At 71.2% G+C, this 21,558-nt stretch carries 15 protein-coding genes and 1 tRNA gene; 3 read left to right on the top strand and 13 right to left on the bottom strand.

Annotated elements, in window-relative coordinates; translation table 11 throughout:
* Positions 1 to 890: ATP-binding protein (locus ABWV53_RS19650; protein ID WP_353367824.1), on the top strand; the 890-nt coding region annotated here is incomplete at its 5' end.
* Complete coding sequence (locus ABWV53_RS19645; RefSeq protein ID WP_353367823.1) at positions 887 to 2,275, top strand: phospholipase D-like domain-containing protein; 1,389 nt, start codon at positions 887 to 889, stop codon at positions 2,273 to 2,275. The genes ABWV53_RS19650 and ABWV53_RS19645, both read left to right, overlap by 4 nt.
* A 473-nt stretch (positions 2,276 to 2,748) precedes the next feature.
* Here ABWV53_RS19645 and ABWV53_RS19640 read toward each other — a convergent pair whose 3' ends face one another.
* The 12 genes from ABWV53_RS19640 to ABWV53_RS19585 all read right to left on the bottom strand — a co-directional run bounded on the left by ABWV53_RS19640 (position 2,749) and on the right by ABWV53_RS19585 (position 18,114).
* Positions 2,749 to 3,786 carry an alpha/beta hydrolase gene (locus ABWV53_RS19640; RefSeq protein ID WP_353367822.1) on the bottom strand — a complete coding sequence of 346 codons (1,038 nt, stop codon included), beginning with the start codon at positions 3,784 to 3,786 and terminating at the stop codon, positions 2,749 to 2,751.
* 266 nt (positions 3,787 to 4,052) lie between these two features.
* Positions 4,053 to 4,835 (bottom strand): 3-hydroxybutyrate dehydrogenase, encoded by a 783-nt coding sequence (locus tag ABWV53_RS19635; RefSeq protein ID WP_353367821.1) that lies wholly within the window; start codon positions 4,833 to 4,835, stop codon positions 4,053 to 4,055.
* A gap of 58 nt (positions 4,836 to 4,893) precedes the next feature.
* Entirely contained in the window at positions 4,894 to 5,643 is a 750-nt protein-coding gene (locus ABWV53_RS19630; protein WP_353367820.1) for an acetoacetate decarboxylase, read from the bottom strand.
* Between the two features lie 126 nt (positions 5,644 to 5,769).
* Positions 5,770 to 6,921 (bottom strand): DUF3734 domain-containing protein, encoded by a 1,152-nt coding sequence (locus tag ABWV53_RS19625; RefSeq protein WP_353367819.1) that lies wholly within the window; start codon positions 6,919 to 6,921, stop codon positions 5,770 to 5,772.
* 114 nt (positions 6,922 to 7,035) lie between these two features.
* Positions 7,036 to 7,110 (bottom strand) — tRNA-Arg (locus tag ABWV53_RS19620).
* A gap of 230 nt (positions 7,111 to 7,340) precedes the next feature.
* Positions 7,341 to 8,597 carry a putative Na+/H+ antiporter gene (locus tag ABWV53_RS19615; RefSeq protein WP_353367818.1) on the bottom strand — a complete coding sequence of 419 codons (1,257 nt, stop codon included), beginning with the start codon at positions 8,595 to 8,597 and terminating at the stop codon, positions 7,341 to 7,343.
* Between the two features lie 183 nt (positions 8,598 to 8,780).
* Entirely contained in the window at positions 8,781 to 13,097 is a 4,317-nt protein-coding gene (locus tag ABWV53_RS19610; protein WP_353367817.1) for a translocation/assembly module TamB domain-containing protein, read from the bottom strand.
* Positions 13,098 to 13,128: 31 nt separating this feature from the next.
* Positions 13,129 to 15,033, bottom strand: a complete 1,905-nt coding sequence (locus tag ABWV53_RS19605) for an autotransporter assembly complex protein TamA (RefSeq protein ID WP_353367816.1) — start codon at positions 15,031 to 15,033, stop codon at positions 13,129 to 13,131.
* 84 nt (positions 15,034 to 15,117) lie between these two features.
* Positions 15,118 to 16,305, bottom strand: coding sequence for a vWA domain-containing protein (locus tag ABWV53_RS19600; RefSeq protein WP_353367815.1), 1,188 nt, complete (start codon positions 16,303 to 16,305; stop codon positions 15,118 to 15,120).
* Positions 16,306 to 16,349: 44 nt separating this feature from the next.
* Positions 16,350 to 16,952, bottom strand: coding sequence for a GNAT family N-acetyltransferase (locus tag ABWV53_RS19595; protein ID WP_353367814.1), 603 nt, complete (start codon positions 16,950 to 16,952; stop codon positions 16,350 to 16,352).
* A 48-nt stretch (positions 16,953 to 17,000) separates the two neighbouring features.
* The gene (locus ABWV53_RS19590; protein WP_353367813.1) at positions 17,001 to 17,225 is read right to left on the bottom strand and encodes a hypothetical protein; all 225 of its coding nucleotides are present in this window, start codon (positions 17,223 to 17,225) and stop codon (positions 17,001 to 17,003) included.
* Positions 17,226 to 17,259: 34 nt separating this feature from the next.
* Entirely contained in the window at positions 17,260 to 18,114 is an 855-nt protein-coding gene (locus tag ABWV53_RS19585) for an AAA family ATPase (RefSeq protein WP_353367812.1), read from the bottom strand.
* Between the two features lie 99 nt (positions 18,115 to 18,213).
* Between ABWV53_RS19585 and ABWV53_RS19580 the strand changes: the two genes are divergently transcribed.
* Complete coding sequence (locus ABWV53_RS19580; protein ID WP_353367811.1) at positions 18,214 to 18,882, top strand: c-type cytochrome; 669 nt, start codon at positions 18,214 to 18,216, stop codon at positions 18,880 to 18,882.
* A gap of 51 nt (positions 18,883 to 18,933) precedes the next feature.
* Here the strand turns inward: ABWV53_RS19580 and ABWV53_RS19575 are convergent, their stop codons facing one another.
* Positions 18,934 to 21,501: a bifunctional diguanylate cyclase/phosphodiesterase gene (locus tag ABWV53_RS19575; RefSeq protein WP_353367810.1), complete on the bottom strand. Its 2,568-nt coding sequence runs from the start codon at positions 21,499 to 21,501 to the stop codon at positions 18,934 to 18,936.
* Positions 21,502 to 21,558 lie beyond the last annotated feature (57 nt).

Here is a 21,558-nt window from a genome sequence, read left to right as displayed (position 1 = left end):
GCCAGGTCGCCCAGCGGCAGGCCGGCGACCTCTCGCCCGTCGATGGCGACGCCTTGCCCGCCGAGGTGCGCCCGCTGGTCGACGAGCTGAACCTGCTGCTGGGCCGCGTGCAGCGCGCTTTCGAGGCGCAGCAGCACTTCGTGGCCGATGCGGCGCATGAGCTGCGCTCGCCCCTGGCCGCGCTCAAACTGCAGGTGCAGGGCCTGCAGCGCGCGCCCGACGAGGCCACGCAGGCCCGGGCCGTGGCGCGGCTGGCCGCCGGCATCGACCGGGCCACCGCCCTGGTCGAGCAACTGCTGGCCCTGGCCCGGCAAGAGGCCCGGCTGACCGCCGGCGCCCCCGCGCAGCCCGTGATACTGGCCGACCTGGCCCGCCAGGCCGTGGTGGACGCCGCCGCGCAGGCGCAGGCCGGCGGCATCGACCTGGGGCTGGGCCGCGCCGACGCCGTGGCCGTGCCGGGCCATCCGGAGGCCCTGCGCATCCTGCTGCGCAACCTGATCGACAACGCGCTGAAGTACACGCCCGCAGGCGGCACGGTGGACGTGAGCGTGACCCGCGTCGATGCGGATGGTGCCGACGCGCCCGCCGCGCTGCAGCTGGTCGTGGAGGACAGCGGCCCCGGCATCGCCGAGCAAGACCGCGCCCAGGTGCTGGCCCGCTTTCACCGCGCTGCGCAGGCTGACGCCCAGGGCCGCCCCATCGCCGGCAGCGGCCTGGGGCTGTCCATCGTGCAGACCATCGCCCGCATGCACCGGGCGACGCTCGCGCTGGGCCGCTCCGAGCGCCTGGGCGGGCTCCATGTCGCCGTGCGCCTGCCCATGGCGGACGGCTCGCCCGAACACCTTCCGCCCCCGCAGCGCGTGGACGGCGGCGCTGGCGCCTCGGCATGATCCGCGTCGCGGTGCTTTCGGGCCTGGGCCACGCGGTGTTCGTGGCCGTGGGGCTGCTGATCTACGTGATGGCCACTCGCATCGGCTACCAGCGGCGCCACCCGTCCGCCGCCATGGGCTGGGTGCTGGCCATCATCGCGTTTCCGTACTTCGCGGTGCCGCTCTTTCTGATGGTCGGCACGCGCAAGTTCGGCCGGCCGGTGCGCCATGCGCGGCTGGCCTCCGGCCCCCCGCTGCCCGAGGGCGGGCCCGCCTGGGCGGCGGAACTGCTGGCCTGCATGGAGCTGGCCCCGGCCCAGCGCAACCACGCCGTCGACATGCACCCCGACGGCCCGGCCGCCCTGCGCGGGCTGATGCGCATCATCGACGGCGCCGAGCGCAGCCTGGACGTGTGCACCTTCGTCTTCGCCAACGACGCGATCGGCCGGCAGGTGGCCGAAGGGCTGCTGCGGGCCGTGCAGCGCGGCGTGGCCGTGCGCATGCTGGTCGATGCGGTCGGCAGCCTGCACATGCCGCACCGCCTGCTGCGCGGCCTGCGGCGTGGCGGCGTGCAGGTGCAGCGCTTCATGCCCGTGCTGCACAACCCGCTGCGCGGCCGCACCAACCTGCGCAACCACCGCAAGCTGGTGGTGGCCGACGGCGAGCGGCTCTGGAGCGGCGGCCGCAACCTGGCCTGCGAGTACTTTCTGGACCGCCCCGGCGCGCCCGCGTGGGTGGACCTCAGCTACGTGGCGCAGGGCCCGCTGGCCGTGCAGGCCGCCCTGCAGTTCGCCGCCGACTGGCACGCCGCCAGCGGCCGCGCCCCCCGCGCCGTGCTGCCCCTGGCGCTATTGCCTGAGCCGCCCCAGGGCCCGCTGGCCCAGTGGCTGCCCAGCGGCCCGGACCATGCCGACGACACCGTGCACGCCCTGCTGGTGGCGGGCGCCTACCACGCCCGCCAGCGCATCGTGGCCTTCACCCCGTACTTCGTGCCCGACGACGCGCTGCTGGAAGCCTGGTGCCTGGCCTGCCGACGCGGCGTGCAGGTGACGCTGCTGGTGCCCGCCCGTTCCAACCATCGCCTGGCCGACTGGGCCCGAGAGCGCGCGCTGCGCGAGCTTTCCGCCGCCGGCGCAGAAGTCTGGCTGGCGCCGCATATGGTGCATGCCAAGGCGGTGCTGATCGACGAGGAGATGGCGCTCTGCGGTTCGCTGAACCTGGATGCGCGCAGCCTGTTCCTCAACTACGAGGCGATGGCGGCGTTTTACTCACCCGCCGAGGTGCGGTGGCTCTCGGACTGGTGCGCGGCGGAGATCGGGCGGGCGGTGCGGTATCGGGGGCGCAGGCCGTCTTGGGTGAGGGATGTGGGGGAGGGGGTGGTGCGGGCGGTGGGGTTTCAGCTTTAGTTGGGGTGGTTGCTTACTCATCGGTCCATCAGTCCCTGGCCGCTCGGTCGCCAACGCGCAGGGGGCGGTCACTTCGGGGCGTGGGGGCGCATCATTCAGTTCACCTCCTGACCGTTCGGGCTGGGCTTCTCGGAGCCGGGGGCGCGCTGTGTTGGAGCAGTGCTGGCCATTGCTGGGTGGTTGCTTCCCGGGGCGAAATCCCGGCCCCGGGAAGCAACCGCACGGCAGTCGCCCGCACCGCCCCAGCGTCAACAAGGCTTCAAAAAGCTCAGCCCGACCAATCTGGGGTCACAGCAAAGATACTCATCAAAAAATCAAAATTGATAGCGCCACCCGCTTGCCTACCAAGCGCCAGCACCCAAAAAGACCTCAAAAAGAAAACGCCCCGGAAACCCAGGGCGCTTACGCCAGCCAGCCGCACCCGGCCTGCCAGCCACCGCAAGGCAGAGCGGCCCGGCCGCCCGCCCCGCCGGTCAGACCCGCAAAGCCTCCCGCAGCCGCTCACCCGCCCACCCCTGCGCCTCCCGCGCCTTCTCCAGCACCGCAGCCGCCCCAAAGAATTCATGCGCCACGCCTTCATAGTCGCGCCGCTCCACCGGCACGCCGGCCTCCTGCAGCGCATCCTCCAGCTTCGCGCCATCGCTGCGCAGCGGGTCGATGCGGGCGTTGATGATCGTGACGGGCGGCAGACCCTTCAGGTTCGCGTCGATCAGGCTCAAGCGCGTGTCCTTCAGGTCGTCCTCCGAACGCACCAGGTGGTCCACGAACCACTTCACCATGGCGCGGTTGAGCGGCTTGGCGATGGCGTTTTCCAGGTACGACTCGGTGTTCAGGCTGGTCTGGGCGACGGGGTAGACGCTCACCACGTGGCGCGGCGCGGGCAGGCCCGCGTCGCGGGCGGCGACCGCCGTGGCCACGGCCAGGTTGCCGCCGGCGCTTTCGCCGGCCAGGGCCAGGCGGTGCGGGTCGCCACCCAGGGTGTCGGCATGGGTGGTCAGCCAGCGGTAGGCGGCCAGGGCGTCGTCCCACGCAGCGGGGAAGCGGTGCTCAGGTGCCTGGCGGTAGTCCACCGAGACGACGATGGCGTGCGCCTCCTTGGCCAGCCCACGCGCTCCGCCGTCGTACACCTTGCGGTCGGCGATGACCCAGCCGCCGCCATGGAAGTACAGCACCACGGGCAGGGGGCCCACGGCGCCGCCTTCGGGGATGTAAGCCGTGGCGGGCAGCGAACCGGCGGCGCCGTCCACCATGATCTCCCGCGTCGTCACGCCGGGCACCAGCTGCGTCGGGTCGGTGGGGCGGCCCTGCTCGCGCAGCAGATGGTTCACCGCGTCGGCCACGGTGGGCTGGCGGCGGGCCTCGGCCACCTCCAGCTTTTCGATGGCCTTGGGTTTCAGCGCTTCGTGCGCCTTGGCCAGCGCCAGCTGGTCGTCATCCGCGCGAATGGCGGCGACGGCGTTGGAGACGGCGTTGAGGATGGGGTTCGGCTTGCCTTGGTCGGTGTCGCTCATGGGTGGTCCTGGAGGGGGGTGCAGTGCACGTGCGGGCGGGGAATCGAGGGGCGAGGCCAGCTCGCCGATCGGGCTCCATGCACTGTAGGAACACCCATCCGGGGCTGCTGTGGGACGCTCGCCCGGCAGACCGTGGTCATCCGGCGTGCACCGGCGACGGCAGGGTGCCGTCCATCCATCCATCCATCCATCCATCCATCCACCCGCCAGCTTGTCGAGCGGAACGCAGGAGTCCGCGAAACGGCTCCGGCCCACCGGCCTTACGCTTACTGCATGAACCAGCCGTGGCTCACCACCAGCGACTGCCCGGTGAGCGCGTTCGTCGGAAAGCCCGCGAACATCAGTGCGGCGAGCGCCACGTCGTGGGTGGTGGTGAATTCGCCGTCCACGGTGTCCTTCAGCATCACGTTCTTCACCACTTCCTCTTCGGTGATGCCCAGCGTCTTCGCCTGCTCGGGAATCTGCTTTTCCACCAGCGGGGTGCGCACGAAGCCGGGGCAGATCACGTTGGCGCGCACGCCGTGGGCCGCGCCTTCCTTGGCCACTGTCTTGCACAGGCCGATCAGGCCGTGCTTGGCCGTCACGTACGGCGCCTTGAGTTTCGAGGCTTCCTTGGAGTGCACCGAACCCATGTAGATCACGCTGCCGCCCCGGCCCTGGGCGTACATGTGCTTCAGGCAGGCGCGCGTGGTGAGGAAGGCGCCGTCCAGGTGGATCGCCAGCATCTTCTTCCAGTCGGCGAAGCTGAATTCCTCCACCGGATGCACGATCTGGATGCCGGCGTTGCTGACCAGGATGTCGATGCCGCCGAAGGCCCGCGCGGCCTCCTGCACGGCAGCGTCCACCTGGGCTTCGTCGGTCACGTCGACGGCCACGCCCATGGCCTGCGCGCCCTTCGACGTCAGTTCTTCGGCCGTGGCCGTGGCCGCGTCCTTGTTCAGGTCGGCGATGACGACCTTCGCGCCTTCCTGCGCGAAGAGGGTGGCGATCTCCTTGCCGATGCCGCTGGCCGAGCCGGTGATGAAAGCGACCTTGTCCTTGAGTTGCATGCGTTTCTCCTTGAAGGGTTGAGTAAAAAGAAAGGGAACGGGCGAATGAGTGCGTGGCTCAGGCGAGATAGTCGTGCTCGACGGTGCCGAGCGCCAGCGTCATGTCGGCGATGTAGTGCACGGCCGTTTCGATCTTCTGCACCGGCAGGTCGGCCACCGGCGCCAGCGCGTGCGGGTGCAGCTCCAGCGAGCCCGGTGCGGTCCATGCGCCGTGCAGCGTCACGTCCACCATGTGGTAGCGCACCAGTTCGCAGATGCGCGGCGTGCCATCGACGTGCGGGATGATCTTGAGCAGGAAATTGGGCTGCGCGATGCCGGCGAGCACCGGGCCCGGGTCGAGCGGCCGGTGCTTGAAGCCCATGGTGGCGCTGGCCACGCGCACGCGACCGTAGTCGAGCGTGCCGACGATCACGTCGGTCTCGTAGCTGAACGAGGGCTGGGCGAGCTTCTTCGGGAAACCCCACAGCTCCCGGCCACCGGCGATGGGCGGGTGGTCATTCAGGTACATCGAATGCACGTAGGCGCCTTGCTCCACGCCGCGCTCGGTGCGCAAATGCACCGGGATCACCTGCCCGGATTCGGTGTAGTCGCCAAAGCCGGTGGAATCGGGCATGCGGATGAATTCGTACTTCACGAGCGGCTCGGTGACCTCCAGCGGCTCCGGCACCACGGCGCGCAATGCGTCCAGATCGGTGCGGTAGGTGATGACCAGAAACTCGCGCCGCATGAAGCGGTAGGGCCCCGGCGGGAACGCCGGACTGGTCAGGGGCATGGCGAAGGCGTTGCGGCGAACGTCCTGGATCTTCATGGCGGCACTCCGGGTGGTGGGACTCAAGCGATGGCGCCAGTCTTAACGTGCCGACTTAGCCCGCGCTTAAAGGGGCTGCATGAGCGGCGGCGTCCTACACGCAACACCCGCAGCGGCCAGGCGGCGTCAGTCGGCCGGCGCAGGGTCGCCCAGCGTCATCCCCGGACGGCGCACGCGCGCCGCGTCCGCATCGCTCATGTCGAAGGTCGTCACGCCGTTGTGCGCCTGGCTGCGCAACCATTCGGGGTGCGCCAGCGTGCAGCGCATGTCGTGCATGCCCGCCTGCCAGTGGTCGAGCACGGTGGCGCGCGAGAACTCGTAGTCCTTGGAGTCCTGCTCGTAAGGCCGGTTGCGGTAGATCAGGTGCACGATGTCGATCGGCTGATGCGTGAGCTGCGCCCGCAGCGCCGCCACGCTGGGGTCGCCCTGCAGCGCCGGGGGCAGCTTGGCCATCAGGTCGGCCAGCGCCTGCTGCAGGTTGACGTTGGCCGACATCGCATCGGTATTCATGCGCGTGCGGCTCGAATACATGATGTCCTTTTGCCGCTGCGCCACCTCCGACAGGGTGCGCGGCAGCGGGCCCCGGGCGCTGAACAGATCGACCTGCAGCACCACCAGGGGCCGCGTGCGAGGGTGCACGTCCAGCACGTACTGCAGCGGCGTGTTCGACACCACGCCGCCGTCCCAATAATCCTCGCCGTCGATGTGCACCGCCGCAAAGCCCGGCGGCAGCGCGCCGCTGGCCATGATGTGCTCCGGCCCGATGGCCTGCACCGGGTTGTCGAAGTACACCGAATTGCCGGTGCGCACGTTGACCGCGCCCACGCTCAGGCGCACCTCGCGGCGGTTGATGCGGTCGAAGTCGACCAGCCGCTCCAGCGTGGACTTGAGCGGGGCCGTGTCGTAATAGCTCGTCACCGGCGCGGCGCCGCCCAGTAGCAGCAGGGCAGGGTCCCGGCGCGGCTGGAAGAAGCCCGGAATGCCGAACAGCACGGCCGACGCGGCGCTCCACTGGTTGAGCAGCGCCCGGTCGCCCAGGCCGCCCGGCACCTGCTGGCCGAAGCCGGACGAGACGAGGTTCCAGAATTCGCGCAGCCGGGCGACCCGGTGTTCGGGGGCGTTGCCGGCAATGAGCGCTGCGTTGATCGCGCCGATCGACACGCCCGCCACCCAGTCGAGCCTGGGGTCGGCCTCGTGCATCGCCTCGTACACGCCGGCCTGGTAGGCACCCAGTGCGCCTCCCCCCTGCAGCACCAGCGCCCGGTCGGCGGACTGCATTGCGGCGCCGGGGGCCGCACGGGCGGGGGCGGCAGGCGATGGACGTGGGGGCCTGGGTGTGCGCATGCGGGTGCCTGAATGACGTGTCCGACCGACGTATCCGAAGGGTGTCCATGGTCCCCTCAGCAGGAATCGAACCTGCATCTAGCGCTTAGGAGGCACTCGTTCTATCCATTGAACTATGAGGAGGACAGGCCGGCATTGTACGGGGCGCTGCCGGGCGCTTTCGCGCAGGCCTCAGCGGTGGGCGGATAGCGCCCGTATGCTATGTAGCGTGTAGCAAAGAAGGATTGGTGGACGGGCGCTACAGCCCATTTCGGACCCGAAAATTCGGGCCGTGGGAGCCGGGCCGGCAACGAGGGGCGCCGCAGGGGTGCCGCCCGCTGCCCCTGGCGCACGGACGGCACGTAGCCCGGACATCAGAGGATGAGCAGCGCCGCAGCGGCCACGGCGGTGGGCACCAGGGCCCCGAGCAACAGGGCGCCCACGCTGACGGTGTCGTCCTGGAAGCCCGTCTTGAGCAGCGACACGCCCGCTGGATTGGGCGCGTTGGCGATGACGGTGAGCCCGCCCCCCGCCACCGCGCCCGCGACCAGCATGTACTTCGCCGGGTCGGAAATGACTTCGATGAGCGAGCCGAGATAGGTCAGCGCGGCGTTGTCGGTGATTGCCGTCAGGCCCAGGGCGCCGAAGAACAGCACCAGCGGCTCCAGGCCCTCGACGATCGGCCGCAGCCACCACTGCTGCATCCCCCCCAGCACCACCAGCCCGGCAAGGAAGAATCCCACCAGCAGGGCCTCCTTCAGGATCAACCGGTTCTGGTGCTGCCGGTAGGCCTGCGCAATGCCCAGGAACAGCAGGAAAAGGCCCATGAAGATCACCGGGTGGTGCGCGCTGGCAATGACTGCGGCCAGCAGCGCGACGTGCACTGCCACCAGGGCCAGCGGCACGCGCCTGGGCTCGGTCGGGTCGCCCGCAGGGCCGCCGCCGGCGACGTGCTTGCGAAGCACGAAGGTCGCCAGCGTCGCATTGACGACCACCGCCAACGCCGACTTCCAGCCGAAATGCGTCAGCATGAACCACGAGTCCCAGCCCCAGGTGGCGGCGACCATCAGCACCGGCGGCGCTGCATAGGACGTGAGCGTGCCGCCGATCGACACGTTCACGAAAAGCACGCCCAGCGCCAGGTACTTCACGCCCTCGGGGACGTCCTTGCGAAAGAGCTGGCGGGCCAGCATGAGCGCGGCGATCGTCATCGCGGCGGGCTCGGTGATGAGCGAGCCCAGCAGCGGGACGACGGCCAGGCCCAGCCATGCCAGGGCCAGGGGCGTGCGCACGGGCAGCCGTCGCGCCGTCCAGCCCAGCAGCCCGCCGATGGTCTGCACGATGGGCCTGGACGCAGCCATGACCATCACTACGAACACGAACAGCGGTTCGGTGTAGTTGCGCGACTCGGCGTAGTCGACGGCCTCGGCACCCCCCACGACGGCAGCCATCACGGCGACGAGCACGACGGCCCAGAGGCCGAAGACGACCTCGACTTCGCCCAGGAAGTGGAAGATGCCGGAATGCTTGGGGAAACGGTGCGCAAGGCGTTCGAACTGCTTGGCAGCGAACGTGTGCAGCAAGGCGATGGCGAAAAGAAGAGCCGCAATGGACTCGATGAGAGGAGGCATGGGAGCAGGTCGACAATGTGCCGCGAGGCGGCCCGACCTTCGCTCTACCTGCCGCACCCCATGTGACGGCACCCTGCGGCGAATTTTAACAAGCGACCCGGACAGACCCTGCCCACACGTCTTGCGGGTGGCCGCAGGCCATGCGGCGTACCGCCCTGGCGCTGCGCCGCCAGCCCCGCCCGCTCAGTCGTAGCGCAGCGTGTAGATCAGGTCCACCGCGCTCTGCGCGCCGGTCTGGCCGCGCAGGGTCAGGCGTTGCGACAGGTCGTAGAAGATGTAGAGCGTGCCCAGGGCGCCCGACAGGCTGCGCTCGTAGGTCACGTACAGGTCCTTGGACAGGCGCTTGCCGAAGGTGAGCGCGGCGGCGCTGGCGTCTTCGCCGCTGCCGGGGCCGCGAAAGCCGATCTCGTCCAGGCCCACGCGGCGGGCGAAGTTGCCCGAGCCGCCGTCGCCGTTGCCGCTCAGCAGCGCGAGGGCCGCCTGCTGCAGCAGCGCGGCCTCGGCGCCGCCGGCGGCGGCACTGCGGCCCAGCACCACCCACGACAGCTTCTCGGCGTCGGGCAGGTCGGGGTCGGAATAGAGCTGCACGCGGGGTGCCTTGGCCGAGCCGGTGACCTGCACGCCGGCCCGCACGCCGATGTTCGGGCGAATGGCCAGGATGTCCAGCGCCGGGTTGTCGTACGGGCCGTTGAAGCGCACCAGGCCGTTCTCGACGTCCAGCGACTGGCCCCAGGCGCGGTAGCGGCCCTGGTCGGTGCGGATCTCGCCCGTCACGCGCGGCGGCGCGGTGGCCGAGCCGGCGCTGCGGATCTCCAGCTCGCCCGTCAGGCGCGTGGTGATGCCATAGCCCTGCAGCGCGAAGTCGTTGCCCAGGTTGAGCGTGACGGCGATGTCCGGCGGCCGGGCAGCTTCGACCTTGGCCGAAGCGGTGGCGGCCTTCTGCGCCTGCTGCATCGCCTCGCGGTCCTTGGCGGCCGAGCGCACGACCACGTCGGAGCCCAGCGTCGGCGCACCGGCTTCGGGCAGGATGATGGTGGCGCGGTCGGAGGTGAGCTTGCCGCGCAAGGTGAACTGGCCGCCCTGCAGCCGTGCCTGCAGCGCGCCCGACACGCTGACCTGCCGGTCGGCGCGCACCAGCACCTGCAGCGCGTCGGCCTGCGCGTTGAAGTCCATGGCGATGCCCGAGCCTGCGCCCGCAGTGCCCGCGCCCGCGCCGGCCCACGACACGGTGCCCGTGCCCGTCAGCGTGCCGCCCGAGCGCGGCGCGTTCGTGCGGTTGCCACTGAAGCCCGCGATGCGCGCGTTGCTGCCGCTGCCGCCGTTCACGCGGAATTCGGTGATCTCCAGCCGGTCGCCGCGCAGCGTGGCGCGCAGGCGGCCGTCCTGCAGGTCGACCCCGTCGAGCAGCGAGCGCACGGCCAGCTGGTCGGCGCCGAGCGTGCCGTTCCAGCGCGGCGCGGCGCGGGTGCCCGACAGCGCCACGTCGGCCTGCAGCGTGCCCTTCACGCGCCAGCCCGGCGGCGCCAGCGCCGACCACACGCCCACGTCCGGCATCTGCGCCTTCACGGTGGCGGCCAGCGGCGCGTCTTCGGGCCAGAGCCAGCCGCCGTCGGCGCCGCGGGCCAGGCGGGTGTTGCCGTCGGCCTGCAGGCGGCCGGCGCGCTCGCTGTCCCACATCACGCGGGCCCGCACCGTCTCGCCCTCGGCGTCCAGCCGCACCTCGGCCTGGCGGATGCCGGCGGGCGTGCCCGGCCCTTCGGCCGCCTGCGGCGCGCCGCTGCCGGTGCCCTGGCCGCTGCTGCGCACCACGGTGGTGGTGGGCATGCTGCTGTCGCCGGCCAGCACGCGCAGGTCGCCGCTGGCCCGGCGCACGCTGGCGCTGGCGCGCAGGGTGTCGCCCAGGTCGATGTTCCAGTCGCCGTTCAGCACCAGGTTGCCGGCCAGGCCCAGCCGCTGCAGCAGCGGCTGGCCGCCTTGCGCGAAGGCATCGGCCCAGCTGGTGGGCAGGCCCTGCAGCGCGCCCTGCGTGCGCAGCCGCATGGCGCCCTGCGCGGTCTGTTCGTAGCGCACCGGTTCCCAGCGCAGGCGCACGTCGCCGGGCACCGGGCCCGTCACCGTGGCCTGGCCGGCGGAGGTTTCCACCAGCAGCGTGGGCGCCTGCCGCGCCGTCACGCCGAGCGGCTGGGCCAGCTGCACCGTCCACGGGCCGGGCTGGCCGGCGGGCGATGCGACCACGCGCAGCTCGTCGATCTGGGCGCGCCACTGGCCGGGCGCGCCGGCGTTGCCGCCGTCGCCGCGCAGGCGCACGCTGGCGCGCTGTTCGCCCTGGCGCAACTGGCCGTCCAGCGACAGGTTGAGCTGCGGCACCGAGCCCGACAGCGTGGCCTGCAGGTCGGTGAGTTGCAGCGTCTGCGGGCCGGTGTTCGTGCCCGGGCGGGGCGGCAGGTCGGCTTTCAGCCGGGGCACTGCGAGCTGTGCCTGCATGTTGAAGGTCTGGTTGCCCGCGCCCGCGCCCGCGGCCACGGCCGGGCCGCCAATGAGGCCGGCCACCTGCAGCTGGCGCTGCAGCGTCTGCCAGCCGCCGTTCCAGCGCGCGGCCAGGGTGGCGCTGCCTTCCAGCACGGCGCCCTGCAGCAGGCCGGCGGCGCCGGGCACGGTGTTCAGCCAGCGCTGCAGGCGCTGCGCGTCGGCCACGCGCAGATCCAGCGTGCCGGCGCCGGTGCGCGGCGCCATCGCGCCGTTCAGCTGCGCGCTGGCGCCGGGCAGTGTGGCCTGCAGCTGGCCCTGGGCGGAGGGCTCGGCCAGGTTCACCCGCACCTGGCGGGCGCTCACCTGTGCCTGCAACGCATCGAGCTGCAGCCGCGCCAGGTCGAGCCGGTCGGCGCGCCAGGTGCCTTCGGCGGCCAGGCGGTCGATGCGCAAGGGCGCCGTGCGCGGGGCGTTCCTGGCCATGGCCGCAGTACCGGTGGCGGCGCCGCGAATGTCGGCCGTGAAGCGGATCACGCCGTTCTGCGCGCCCTCGGCGCTGGCGGTGCCGCTGAGCGGCGCGGCGTCCAGGCGGCTGTGGAGGGCATCGGGGCGCAGGTTGCGCAGGCGCGCCTGGCCTTCCAGTGCGCCGGTGGCGGGGGTGAATGCGCCCTCGGCCTGCAGGCTGCCGGCGCCGACGGCGACCGTGGCCTGCGGGACCGTCCAGCGCGTGCCGTCGAAGGCCGCCTGGGCGTCGAGGGCGCTGACCGGCAGGCGCTGCTGGTCCCAGGGGCCGGACAGGTCGTTCCGCAGCTGGGCGGCTATGTTCCAGCCGGTGGCGGCGGGCGGAGCGGCCGGGGTGTTCGCTGGAGCCTGGGTGGCCGACGCCGATGCCGCCGGCGCGGGCGCCGGGCCCGCTGCCGCGGTGGTGGCCACAGGCTCCACGCGCACGTCGCCGCTCAGTCGCGTGACGGGTGCCTGGGGCCACAGCGCGGCCAGGTCGAGCGCGCGCAGCGCGGCCTGCGCCTGCACCAGCGGCTGGGGGGCCCAGGGGGCGACCTGCGCCTGCACATCGGCCTCCATGGGTTCGGCCGGTGGGGCCTTGCGGGCGGCCTGCGCCGTGGCGGCGGGCTTGCGGGTGCCCGGGTCGCGGGCACCCGTCCTGGCGGGTGGCGCGCTGGCCGTGGCTTGCGGTGCCGGGGCGCTCGCAGCCGCGCCGGGCCCATCCGCCACCGCCCCGCGCAGTTGCGCCGCCACCTGCAGGCGCGCCGCCTCGGTGGCAAGCGTGCCCTGCACCGTGGCGTGGGCGCTGGCCTGCAGCTCGGGGCCTCCTCCGGGCGGGGCGGTGCGCACGCTGCCGTCCAGCGTCAGGTCCAGCGGCATGGGGGCTTCGGCGCCCAGCGTGCCGCGGGCCACGTAGCGGCCCTGGGCGAATTCGACGTTGTCGACCACCAGCTCGTGGCGCGCGCCGTCATAGCCATAGCGGCCCTGCAGCTGGCGGATCGTGATCGGGTCCGCGGCGGGGGGCGCCCACACCACCTCGTCCAGCCGGAAGGGCAGGTCCACCTGCACCGGCAGCGCCAGGCGTTGCAGCGGCGCCGTGGGCTCGGCGGGCTTGTCGGTCGGCTGGGGGGTGATGAGCACCCGCGCGGCATGCACCTGGCCCAGCTGCACCTTGCGCTGCAGCAGCGGCGCCAGGCGCCAGCCGATGTCGGCGTCGTTCACCTCCACCGTCATGCCGGGGCCGCTCCAGCGCAGCCAGCCGATGCGGCCGCCGCCGCGCACCGAGCCGGTGACGTCGCGGCTTTCCAGCGTCTGGCCGGCGGGCAGGTAACGGGCGACGCGGTTCAGCGTGGCGGCCAGCGACGAGTCGCCGCCCGCCCACCACCAGGCCGCGCCCAGCAGCGCGGCGACCAGCGCCAGCAGGCCGAGCAGGCTCCAGACGGCGATCAGCCAGCGGCTGCGGCGGCGGGGCCGGGGCTTGGGCGCCGCGGCGGCGGCATACGGGTTGCGGGGTGTCTGTGGAGTGGCCATGCGAAGAAACGGCGCGCACGCCTTCCAGGAATTAGAAACTGAAGCCCAGCCGCAGGTGCAGCCGCACCTCCTGCGACTTCACGCCGTAGGCCACGTCGGCCTGCAGCGGGCCCACCGGGCTGCGCCAGCGCAGGCCCGCGCCCACGCCCACGCGGGGCTCCAGGTCGCCGGCCTTGTCGGCCACGGCGCCGGCGTCGATGAACACCGCGCTCTCGAAATCGGTGCGGTTGCCGCGCAGCACGATGGGGCGCTGCCACTCGGCGCTGCCCACCGCGAGGTAGCGGCCGCCGTAGAGCGTGTCGTTGTCCGTGCGCGCGCCGATCTTGCGATAGCCGTAGCCGCGCACCGTGGTGTCGCCCCCGGTCAGGAAGAGCTGGGTGACGGGAATGTTGGCGCCTTCCCGCGCCAGCACCGCGCCGCCCTCGGCGCGCAGCGCCAGCCGGCTGTCGCGGCGGATGCCTTCGCCCAGGTCCACCGGCCCCAGCGGCACGTAGCCCTGCCAGCGCAGCAGGGCGCGCACGAAGGGGTCGCGCTCGGGCGTCAGCGTGGTGCCGACCCCGATCTCGGAGGCCACGCCCCAGCCGCTGGTGGGGGCGGTGTTGTTGTTGAAGTAGCGGCCCGTCCACGCATAGTTGGCGGTGATGGACGAGCTCGATGGCGGCGCGGCCTCGCCCTGGCTCTTGGCCATGTCGTACTGCAGGAAGTAGCTGCGGTCGATGTGGTCGCCGTTCTTGGTGCGCCCGCCGCGCACGCGGCCGCTGTTGACCTCGTAGCTGCCCGTGGTTTCGCGCTGCAGCTGCGCGCCGGTAAACCAGCGCCAGCCGTTCTCTTCGGGCAGCGCCGTCCACTCGGTGGAGGCGAGCTTGTTCTTGCGGTCCACCGACAGCTTGCTCACCGCCCGCCAGCCCAGGCCCGGCATGCGGTTGTGGATGTGGTCCAGGCTCAGGCGCGGGCCGCTGTCGGTCGACAGGCCCACGCCAAACACCACCTTCTTGAGCGGCGCCTCGCGCACCTGCGCGACCACCGGGGCGGCCTGCGGGTCAGTACCGTCGGTGTCCACCGACAGGAACACCGCGTCGTAGTAGCCGCTGCTGGCCAGGCGCTGCTGGGCGTCGAGCAGCGCGGTCTCGCTGTACTCCTCGCCCTCGGGCAGGCGGGCGATGCGGCGCGCGCCATCGGGGTCGTAGCGCTCGCTGCCCGACACGCGCAGCGCGCCGAAGCGGTAGGGCGGCCCCGGCGCATAGGTGACGGCGAGCTGGGCGTCGTTCTTGTCGGCGTCGATCTCGGCGCGGCTGCTGTCGATGCGCGCCGTGGGGTAGCGGCGCGTCTGCAGCTGGCGCAGCCCCTGCGACTTGGCGCTGTCCCAGGCCGACTGGGTGAACGGCTGGCCGGGCTGCAGCGACCAGTCGCGCTGGATGCTGGCGCGGCGGTCGGCGAAGCCCGGCGCCTCGGCCTCGTCGCCCGTGAAGGCCACGTCGGCCTTTTGTACCACCGTGCGGGGGCCGGGCTCCACGGTGACCAGGACGAGGCGCGGCGGGCGGCCGGGGTCGGAGACTTCGCGCATCTCGATGGTGAGCGTGGGGCTGAAATAGCCCATGGTGCCCAGCAGGTCGCGCGCATTGGCGTCGGCCGCGCCCAGCAGGCGCGACAGCTCGGCCGCTTGCAGGTCGGGCAGCTTGCGAAAGCGCTGCAGCTCCATGTGGCGCTCCAGCTGATCGCGGATGGCGTCGGGCGCCTGCACCTGCAGCGCGAAGGCATCGGGCGCGTTCTTGTCGCCGATGGTCTGCACCGCATCTTCGGCATCGGCGTCGGGATCGCCCTGCTTGGCGCCGGGCAACAGGCTGCAGCCCTGCAGTACCAGCACGCTGCACAGCAGCAGGGCGGACCAGGGGGCTTGGCAGGACAGGAAAGGCGCGATGCGGGGAAAAGCTTTCAAGAAACAGGGCCCGGAAGTGGTGGCGCAAGAATGTCAGAGCAGCGGATGGGTCCGCGCCCTCATGCGCCCCGGCCATCCGTAGGACTATTTTGACAAAAGCCGCATCGTCTCTTCCAAGCCCTTGAGCGACAGCGGGTACATGCGGTGGCCCAGGATCTGCTGGATTACGCCGATGCTCTGGCGGTACTGCCAGACGCCCTGCGGCTCTGGGTTGATCCAGGCGTGGTGCGGGAAGGCGTGCAGCAGCCGCGTGAGCCACTCGGCGCCGGCCTCCTCGTTGTTGTATTCCACGCTGCCGCCGGGCTGCAGGATCTCATAGGGGCTCATCGTCGCGTCGCCGACGAAGATGAGTTTGTAGTCCTTGTTGTACTTGCGGATGATGTCCCAGGTGGGGAATTTCTCCGCGAAGCGGCGGCGGTTGTTCTTCCACATGAAGTCATAGACGCAGTTGTGGAAGTAGTAGAACTCCAGGTGCTTGAACTCGCTCTTGACGGCCGAGAACAGCTCCTCCACCCGCTGCACGTGCTCGTCCATGGTGCCGCCCACGTCCATCAGCAGCAGCACCTTCACGTTGTTGTGCCGCTCGGGCACCATCTTGATGTCGAGGTAGCCGGCGTTGGCCGCCGTGCTGCGAATGGTGCCGTCCAGGTCCAGCTCCAGTTCGTTGCCCTCCCGGGCGAACTTGCGCAGGCGGCGCAGCGCCATCTTGATGTTGCGCGTGCCGAGCTCCTGCGTGTCGTCGTAGTCGCGGTAGGCGCGCTGGTCCCACACCTTCACCGCGCTCTTGTTCCTGCCGGCGCCGCCGATGCGCACGCCCTGCGGGTTGTAGCCGCCGTGGCCGAACGGGCTGGTGCCGCCGGTGCCGATCCACTTGCTGCCACCCTCGTGGCGCTCCTTCTGCTCTTCGAGGCGCTTTTTCAGCGTCTCCATCAGCTCGTCCCAGTCCATCTTCTCGATGGTGGCCTTCTGCTCGGGCGTCAGCTCGCGCTCCAGCAGCTGGCGCAGCCAGTCGGCCGGGATCTCCTTGCGGAAGTCGGCCACCATCTCCACGCCCTTGAAATAGGCGCCGAAGGCCCGGTCGAACTTGTCGAAGTGCTTCTCGTCCTTCACCAGCACCGTGCGGGCCAGGTGGTAGAAGTCGTCGATGCTCCAGCCGTCGTCCGACCTCGGGCCGACCACGCCGGCTTCGAGCGCCTCCAGCAGCGACAGATACTCCTTCACCGACACAGGCAACTGGCCGGCGCGCAGGGTGTAGAAGAAGTCGATCAGCATGCCGCGCTTTCAGTGGGTTGCAGGGTCGAAACGGCCGCCGGCGCTCATTCCGCCTGGGCTTTCTGCTTCAAAAGGTATAGCAACTGGGCTTTCGCCTCGGGCCATTCGCCCGAGCGCATGCTGTACATCACCGTGTCGCGGATGGTGCCGTCGCGGCGCAGGGCGTGGCCGCGCAGCACGCCGTCCTTCCGGGCGCCCAGCCGCTCGATGGCGCGCTGCGACGCGAAGTTGAAGTTGTCGGTGCGCCAGCCCACCACGTGGCAGCCCAGCGTGTCGAAGGCGTGCGTGAGCAGAAGCAGCTTGGCGGTGGTGTTGACGTGGGTGCGCTGCACGCGCCTGGCATACCAGGTCCAGCCGATCTCCACGCGCCGCACGGCGGGCACGATGTCGTGGTAGCTGGTGGTGCCGACCACTTCGCCGCGGGCCTCGTCGATGACGGCGAAGGCGAAGCGGTGGCCCTCGCGGCGCGCCTGCAGCGCGGCCTCGATGTAGGCCCGCGTCTGGTCGGGTTCAGGCACGGAGGTGATGCGCAGCTGCCAGAGCTGGCCGTCGGCCGCGGCGGCCGCCAGGCCGGCTTCATGGTGCAGCTCCAGCGGTTCGAGGCGCACGCCGCGATCCTGCAAGGTGACGGGTTCTACGAAGGCCATGGCGTTCCGTTGGGAGGGTCGAAGGGAAAGGGTGCCGGTGCCGGCCAGCTAGCGCGGCTCGCTGCGCCGCCGGCGCCAGCGGCGTGCCGCATGCAGGCCCAGGCCGCCGCCCAGGCCCACCAGCGCGATCGCCAGCAGGCTGGCCGCGCCGTAGCCCGGCGCGAACAGGTCCAGCCCCAGCAGGCGTCCCAGCCAGTAGCCGGCCAGCGCGCCGCCGGTGAAGCCCACGGCGTCGGAGATGCCTTCGACCAGCAGGCGGCGTGCTTCGCTCATGCGCCCGGCTCCGGTGGCGTGCGTTCGGCGCGCATCAGCGGTTGCGCTGGTTCATGAACACCAGCTTCTCGAAGAGGCTCACGTCCTGCTCGTTCTTCAGCAGCGCGCCCACCAGCGGGGGCACGGACACCTTCTGGTCGGCGCTTTGCAGGGCTTGCAGCGGAATGTCCTCGGCCACCAGCAGTTTCAGCCAGTCGATCAGCTCGCTGGTCGACGGCTTCTTCTTCAGGCCCGGCAAGCCGCGCACGTCGTAGAAGGTCTTCATCGCGGCAGCGAGCAGATCGCCCTTGAGCGTGGGGAAATGCACCGCCACGATCTGCCGCATGGTGTCGGCCTCCGGGAACTTGATGTAGTGGAAAAAGCAGCGGCGCAAAAACGCGTCGGGCAATTCCTTTTCGTTGTTCGAGGTAATGAACACCAGTGGCCGGTGCTTGGCGCGAATCAGCTCCCGCGTTTCGTAGCAGTAGAACTCCATGCGGTCGATTTCGCGCAGCAGGTCGTTCGGGAATTCGATATCGGCCTTGTCGATCTCGTCGATCAGCAGCGCCACCGGCGCATCCGACGTGAAGGCCTGCCACAGCACGCCCTGCACGATGTAGTTGCGGATGTCCTTCACGCGCTCGCTGCTCTCGGCGTCGCCCAGCTGGCTGTCGCGCAGGCGGCTCACCGCGTCGTATTCATAGAGGCCCTGCTGGGCCTTGGTGGTGGACTTGACGTGCCACTGCAGCAGCGGCAGGCCCAGCTCGCGGGCGACTTCCTCGGCCAGCATGGTCTTGCCCGTGCCGGGCTCGCCCTTGACCAGCAGGGGGCGCTGCAAGGTGATGGCGGCATTGACCGCCAGTTTCAGGTCTTGCGTGGCAACGTAACTCTCGGAACCTTGGAATTTCATGGGCCGTGAATAGGGTAATCGTTGATGAAGGAAGCGGCGGACCCCCTCCTATAATTCTTCTCATTAGAGAGACAACCACCACGGGATTGTGCGCGCAAAATGAACAAAATACGGACCACGGTATGGGGCATGCTTGTCGCTTGTGCGACCGGTGCGGCGTTCGCGCAAGAGATCAAGGGCGACGCCCAGGCCGGTGAGAAGAAGATCGCCATGTGCATCGGCTGCCACGGCATTCCGGGCTACCAGGCGAGCTTTCCCGAGGTCCACCGCGTGCCCATGATTTCCGGCCAGAGCGCGCGCTATCTCTCCTCAGCCCTCGACGCCTACAAGAAGGGCGACCGCCGCCACCCCACCATGCGCGGCATCGCCGATTCGCTCACCGAGCAGGACATCGCCGACGTCTCCGCCTACTACGCCGCGCACCGCGCCCCCGGCGCCGCACCGGAAGTGCCGCCCAAGCCCCGCCGCGAGCCCAGCGTGCAGGTGGCCGCGCTGCTGCAAAAGGGCGCCTGCGTGTCCTGCCACGGCGACAACTTCGCCAAGCCCATCGACCCGTCCTACCCCAAGATCGCCGGCCAGCATGCCGACTATCTGTACGTGGCGCTGAAGTCGTACAAGGCCGAGAAGAACCCCAACCTGGGCCGCTCCAACGCCATCATGGCGGGCGTCGCCAAGCAGTTCACCAATGCCGAATTGAAGGCGATGGCCGGCTACATCGGCTCGCTCGACGGCGACCTGCAGGTGGTGCGGCAGTCGCCCTTCCGCTGAGCATTCGCGGCGTTTCCCTCGTTCTTCCAGGCCCGGGCATCCGGGCCTTTTTCATGGCGTGTCGCCGATCTCGCTGAGGGGCCCCGTCGGCCGCACCGACAGGTCCAGCTCCTCCAGCGGCGCCGGGTGACCGAAGCAAAAGCCCTGCGCGGCGTCGCAGTGCAGCGCGCGCAGCCGGCGGGCCTGGGCCTGGGTTTCCACGCCTTCGGCCACCACCGTGACGCCCAGCCCCCGCGCCAGGCTCAGCACCGACTCCACGATGGCCGCGTCGCGGGGCGTCTGCAGCAGCGAGCGCACGAAGCGCTGGTCCACCTTCAGGCAGTCGAACGGCAGGTCGGTCAGGTAGGTGAGCGACGAATAGCCGGTGCCGAAGTCATCAATGGCGATCTTCACGCCCAGGACGCGCAGGGCAGTGAGCCGGTCGCGGGTGCCGCGGTCGCCGTCGCTGATGCGTTGCGATTCGGTCAGCTCCAGCGTCAGTTGCCCGGGCGGCAGGCCGCTGGTGCGCAGCGCCTGCCGAAGCCGGGTGGTGAAGTCCGACTGGATGAGCTGGCGCGCCGACACGTTCACATGCAGGTTGAAATCGGGCGGCAGCGCGCCCAGGCGCCCGGCCACCGCCTGCGTGGCCTGGCGCAGCACCCATTCGCCCAGCGGCAGGATGAGGCCGGATTCCTCGGCCGCCGGGATGAACGCCGCGGGCGACACCAGCCCGCGCGCCGGGTGGTTCCACCGCACCAGCGCCTCGGCGCCGGTGACGCGGCCGCTCGCCAGGTCGACCACCGGCTGGTAGTGCAGCACGAACTGCTGCCTGTCCAGCGCCTGGCGCAGCTCGGTCACCAGGCGGCCGCGCTCCAGCGACTGCTCCATCATCGGCGCCTCGAAGACCACGCACTGGTCGCGCCCGGCCTGCTTGGCCTCGCCCAGGGCCACGCTCGCCTGGCGCAGCCATTCGGGCAGATCGGCGCTGCGCAACGTGCCGCCGACCACCCCCACCGACGCGCTCAGCAGCAGTTCGTCGTCGCCGGCCGAGAACGGCGTGGCGAAGAGCTTCTGCACCGCCTTGCCGATGGCCTCTTGCGAGAGGCCTTCCACACCCAGGTGCAGCACCGCGAATTCGTCGCCCGACACCCGGGCGATCAACAAGGGTTCGGGCAGGCGTGCGCGCAGGCGTGCGGCCACGGCGTGCAGCAGCTGGTTGGCCGTGCCGAAGCCCACGCCGTGGTTGACGGCGCGAAACGCGTCCAGTCCCACCAGCGTCAGCGCGGCGGCCCGCTCGCCCGGCCAGTCGGCCCGCTCGAGCAGGCCGCTGCGGGTCAGCACGCCGGTCAGCGGGTCGGTGCGCAGCTGGTCCTGCAACTGCTCGAACGACTGCCGCAGTTGCGCCGCCATGCGCTGGAAGGCCCGCGAGAGCACGGCGGTCTCGCGCAGGCCCTCGTGCGGGCGGGCCAGCAGGTCGGCGGCGGCCGGCCAGTCGCCCTGCGCCAGCCGGTCGGCCGCCTGCGCGGTCTGCAGGATGGGGCGCGAGACCCGCTGCACCGCCCAGAGCGCGGCCAGCAGGGCGATCAGCGCGCCCAGTACGGCGGCGAGCGTCCAGTGACCCAGGCGCTCGCGTGTGTTGCCCAGCAGGTCGGCCTCGGGCAGCAGCACGACGATGCGCCAGTCGAGCGCCGGCGCGGCGGTGAAGGCGGACACGCGGCCGAAGTAGAGCGCGCCGTCCTGCACCAGCCGGAAGCTGTGGCCCTCCGCCCCGACCGGGCCCAGGTGCGTGGCGGCCGCCCGCACCAGCGGGTCGGCGCTCTGCTCGGCACGAAGGCGGCTGCGGGGCGAGAGCTGCGAGCCGCCGCTGCGCTCGCCCACGATGGCCGCCGGGTCGCTCTGCGCGACCAGCGTGCCGTCCGGCTCGGCGATGAAGATCGTGCCGTGGCCGCGCAGCGGCTCGGCGTGCAGGAAGCGCTGCAGCGAGTCCAGCCGCACGTCGGCGCCCACCACGCCCACCGTCTGGCCGTCCACCACCACCGGCGTGGCCGCCGAGATGATGACGTCGCCCCGTTCGCTGGCCGTGGTGTAGACGGGCGACCAGGCCGTGTCGCCGGCCTGCAGGGCGGCGGCATACCACGGCCGGCGGGTGGGCTGAAAGCCCGCCAGCGCGCTCACCACCGGGGTGGTCGGCTCGGTGCCGGCATGGATGTGCATCGCCCCGCCGGTGGAGCGGTCCTGCACGATGAGCCGGAAACCCTCGTCGCGGCGCATGGCCGCGTAGGTGTCGTCCACGCCGCCGAAGCCCAGCAGGCCGATCTGCGCGAATTCGCCATACCGGCCCGGAAAGACGCTGCGCAGGTAGCCGGCCACGGCGCTCGTGTCGCCGGGCCGGTAGAGCCGCTGGCGGCTGATGGTGTCGGCCAGCGTGCGCTGCACCTGGTAAGGCGTCTCCAGGTAGGCCGACAGCCGGATCTGCGAGGACGCGGTGATGGCCGTGAGCAGCCGGGCGCCTTCCTGGTCGATGAGGTCGTTGATCTGCCGGTGCTGGCTGAGCGCCAGCACCGCCACCGTGACGCCGAACAGCAGCGCCAGCGGCACGGCGATGGCCGCGCGCAGGGAAGGCTGCCAGCGGCGCGGCATTCAGTGGCGGCAGGCGCCCCGGCGCGCGGGCGTCGCAGCCGGGGGGGATGGACGAAA

Origin of the sequence: Acidovorax sp. FG27 (assembly GCF_040365715.1) — a bacterium.
GTDB lineage: Bacteria > Pseudomonadota > Gammaproteobacteria > Burkholderiales > Burkholderiaceae_C > Paracidovorax.
The sequence above is the reverse complement of the archived record's forward strand: the minus strand, read 5'-3'. Positions and strand labels throughout refer to the sequence as shown.

Coding starts and splice junctions, on each gene's coding strand:
- ABWV53_RS19645 (WP_353367823.1), top strand. CDS start 887: ATGATCCGCGTCGCGGTGCTTTCGGGCCTGGGCCACGCGGTGTTCGTG.
- ABWV53_RS19640 (WP_353367822.1), bottom strand. CDS start 3,786: ATGAGCGACACCGACCAAGGCAAGCCGAACCCCATCCTCAACGCCGTC.
- ABWV53_RS19635 (WP_353367821.1), bottom strand. CDS start 4,835: ATGCAACTCAAGGACAAGGTCGCTTTCATCACCGGCTCGGCCAGCGGC.
- ABWV53_RS19630 (WP_353367820.1), bottom strand. CDS start 5,643: ATGAAGATCCAGGACGTTCGCCGCAACGCCTTCGCCATGCCCCTGACC.
- ABWV53_RS19625 (WP_353367819.1), bottom strand. CDS start 6,921: ATGCAGTCCGCCGACCGGGCGCTGGTGCTGCAGGGGGGAGGCGCACTG.
- ABWV53_RS19615 (WP_353367818.1), bottom strand. CDS start 8,597: ATGCCTCCTCTCATCGAGTCCATTGCGGCTCTTCTTTTCGCCATCGCC.
- ABWV53_RS19610 (WP_353367817.1), bottom strand. CDS start 13,097: ATGGCCACTCCACAGACACCCCGCAACCCGTATGCCGCCGCCGCGGCG.
- ABWV53_RS19600 (WP_353367815.1), bottom strand. CDS start 16,305: ATGCTGATCGACTTCTTCTACACCCTGCGCGCCGGCCAGTTGCCTGTG.
- ABWV53_RS19595 (WP_353367814.1), bottom strand. CDS start 16,952: ATGGCCTTCGTAGAACCCGTCACCTTGCAGGATCGCGGCGTGCGCCTC.
- ABWV53_RS19590 (WP_353367813.1), bottom strand. CDS start 17,225: ATGAGCGAAGCACGCCGCCTGCTGGTCGAAGGCATCTCCGACGCCGTG.
- ABWV53_RS19585 (WP_353367812.1), bottom strand. CDS start 18,114: ATGAAATTCCAAGGTTCCGAGAGTTACGTTGCCACGCAAGACCTGAAA.
- ABWV53_RS19580 (WP_353367811.1), top strand. CDS start 18,214: ATGAACAAAATACGGACCACGGTATGGGGCATGCTTGTCGCTTGTGCG.
- ABWV53_RS19575 (WP_353367810.1), bottom strand. CDS start 21,501: ATGCCGCGCCGCTGGCAGCCTTCCCTGCGCGCGGCCATCGCCGTGCCG.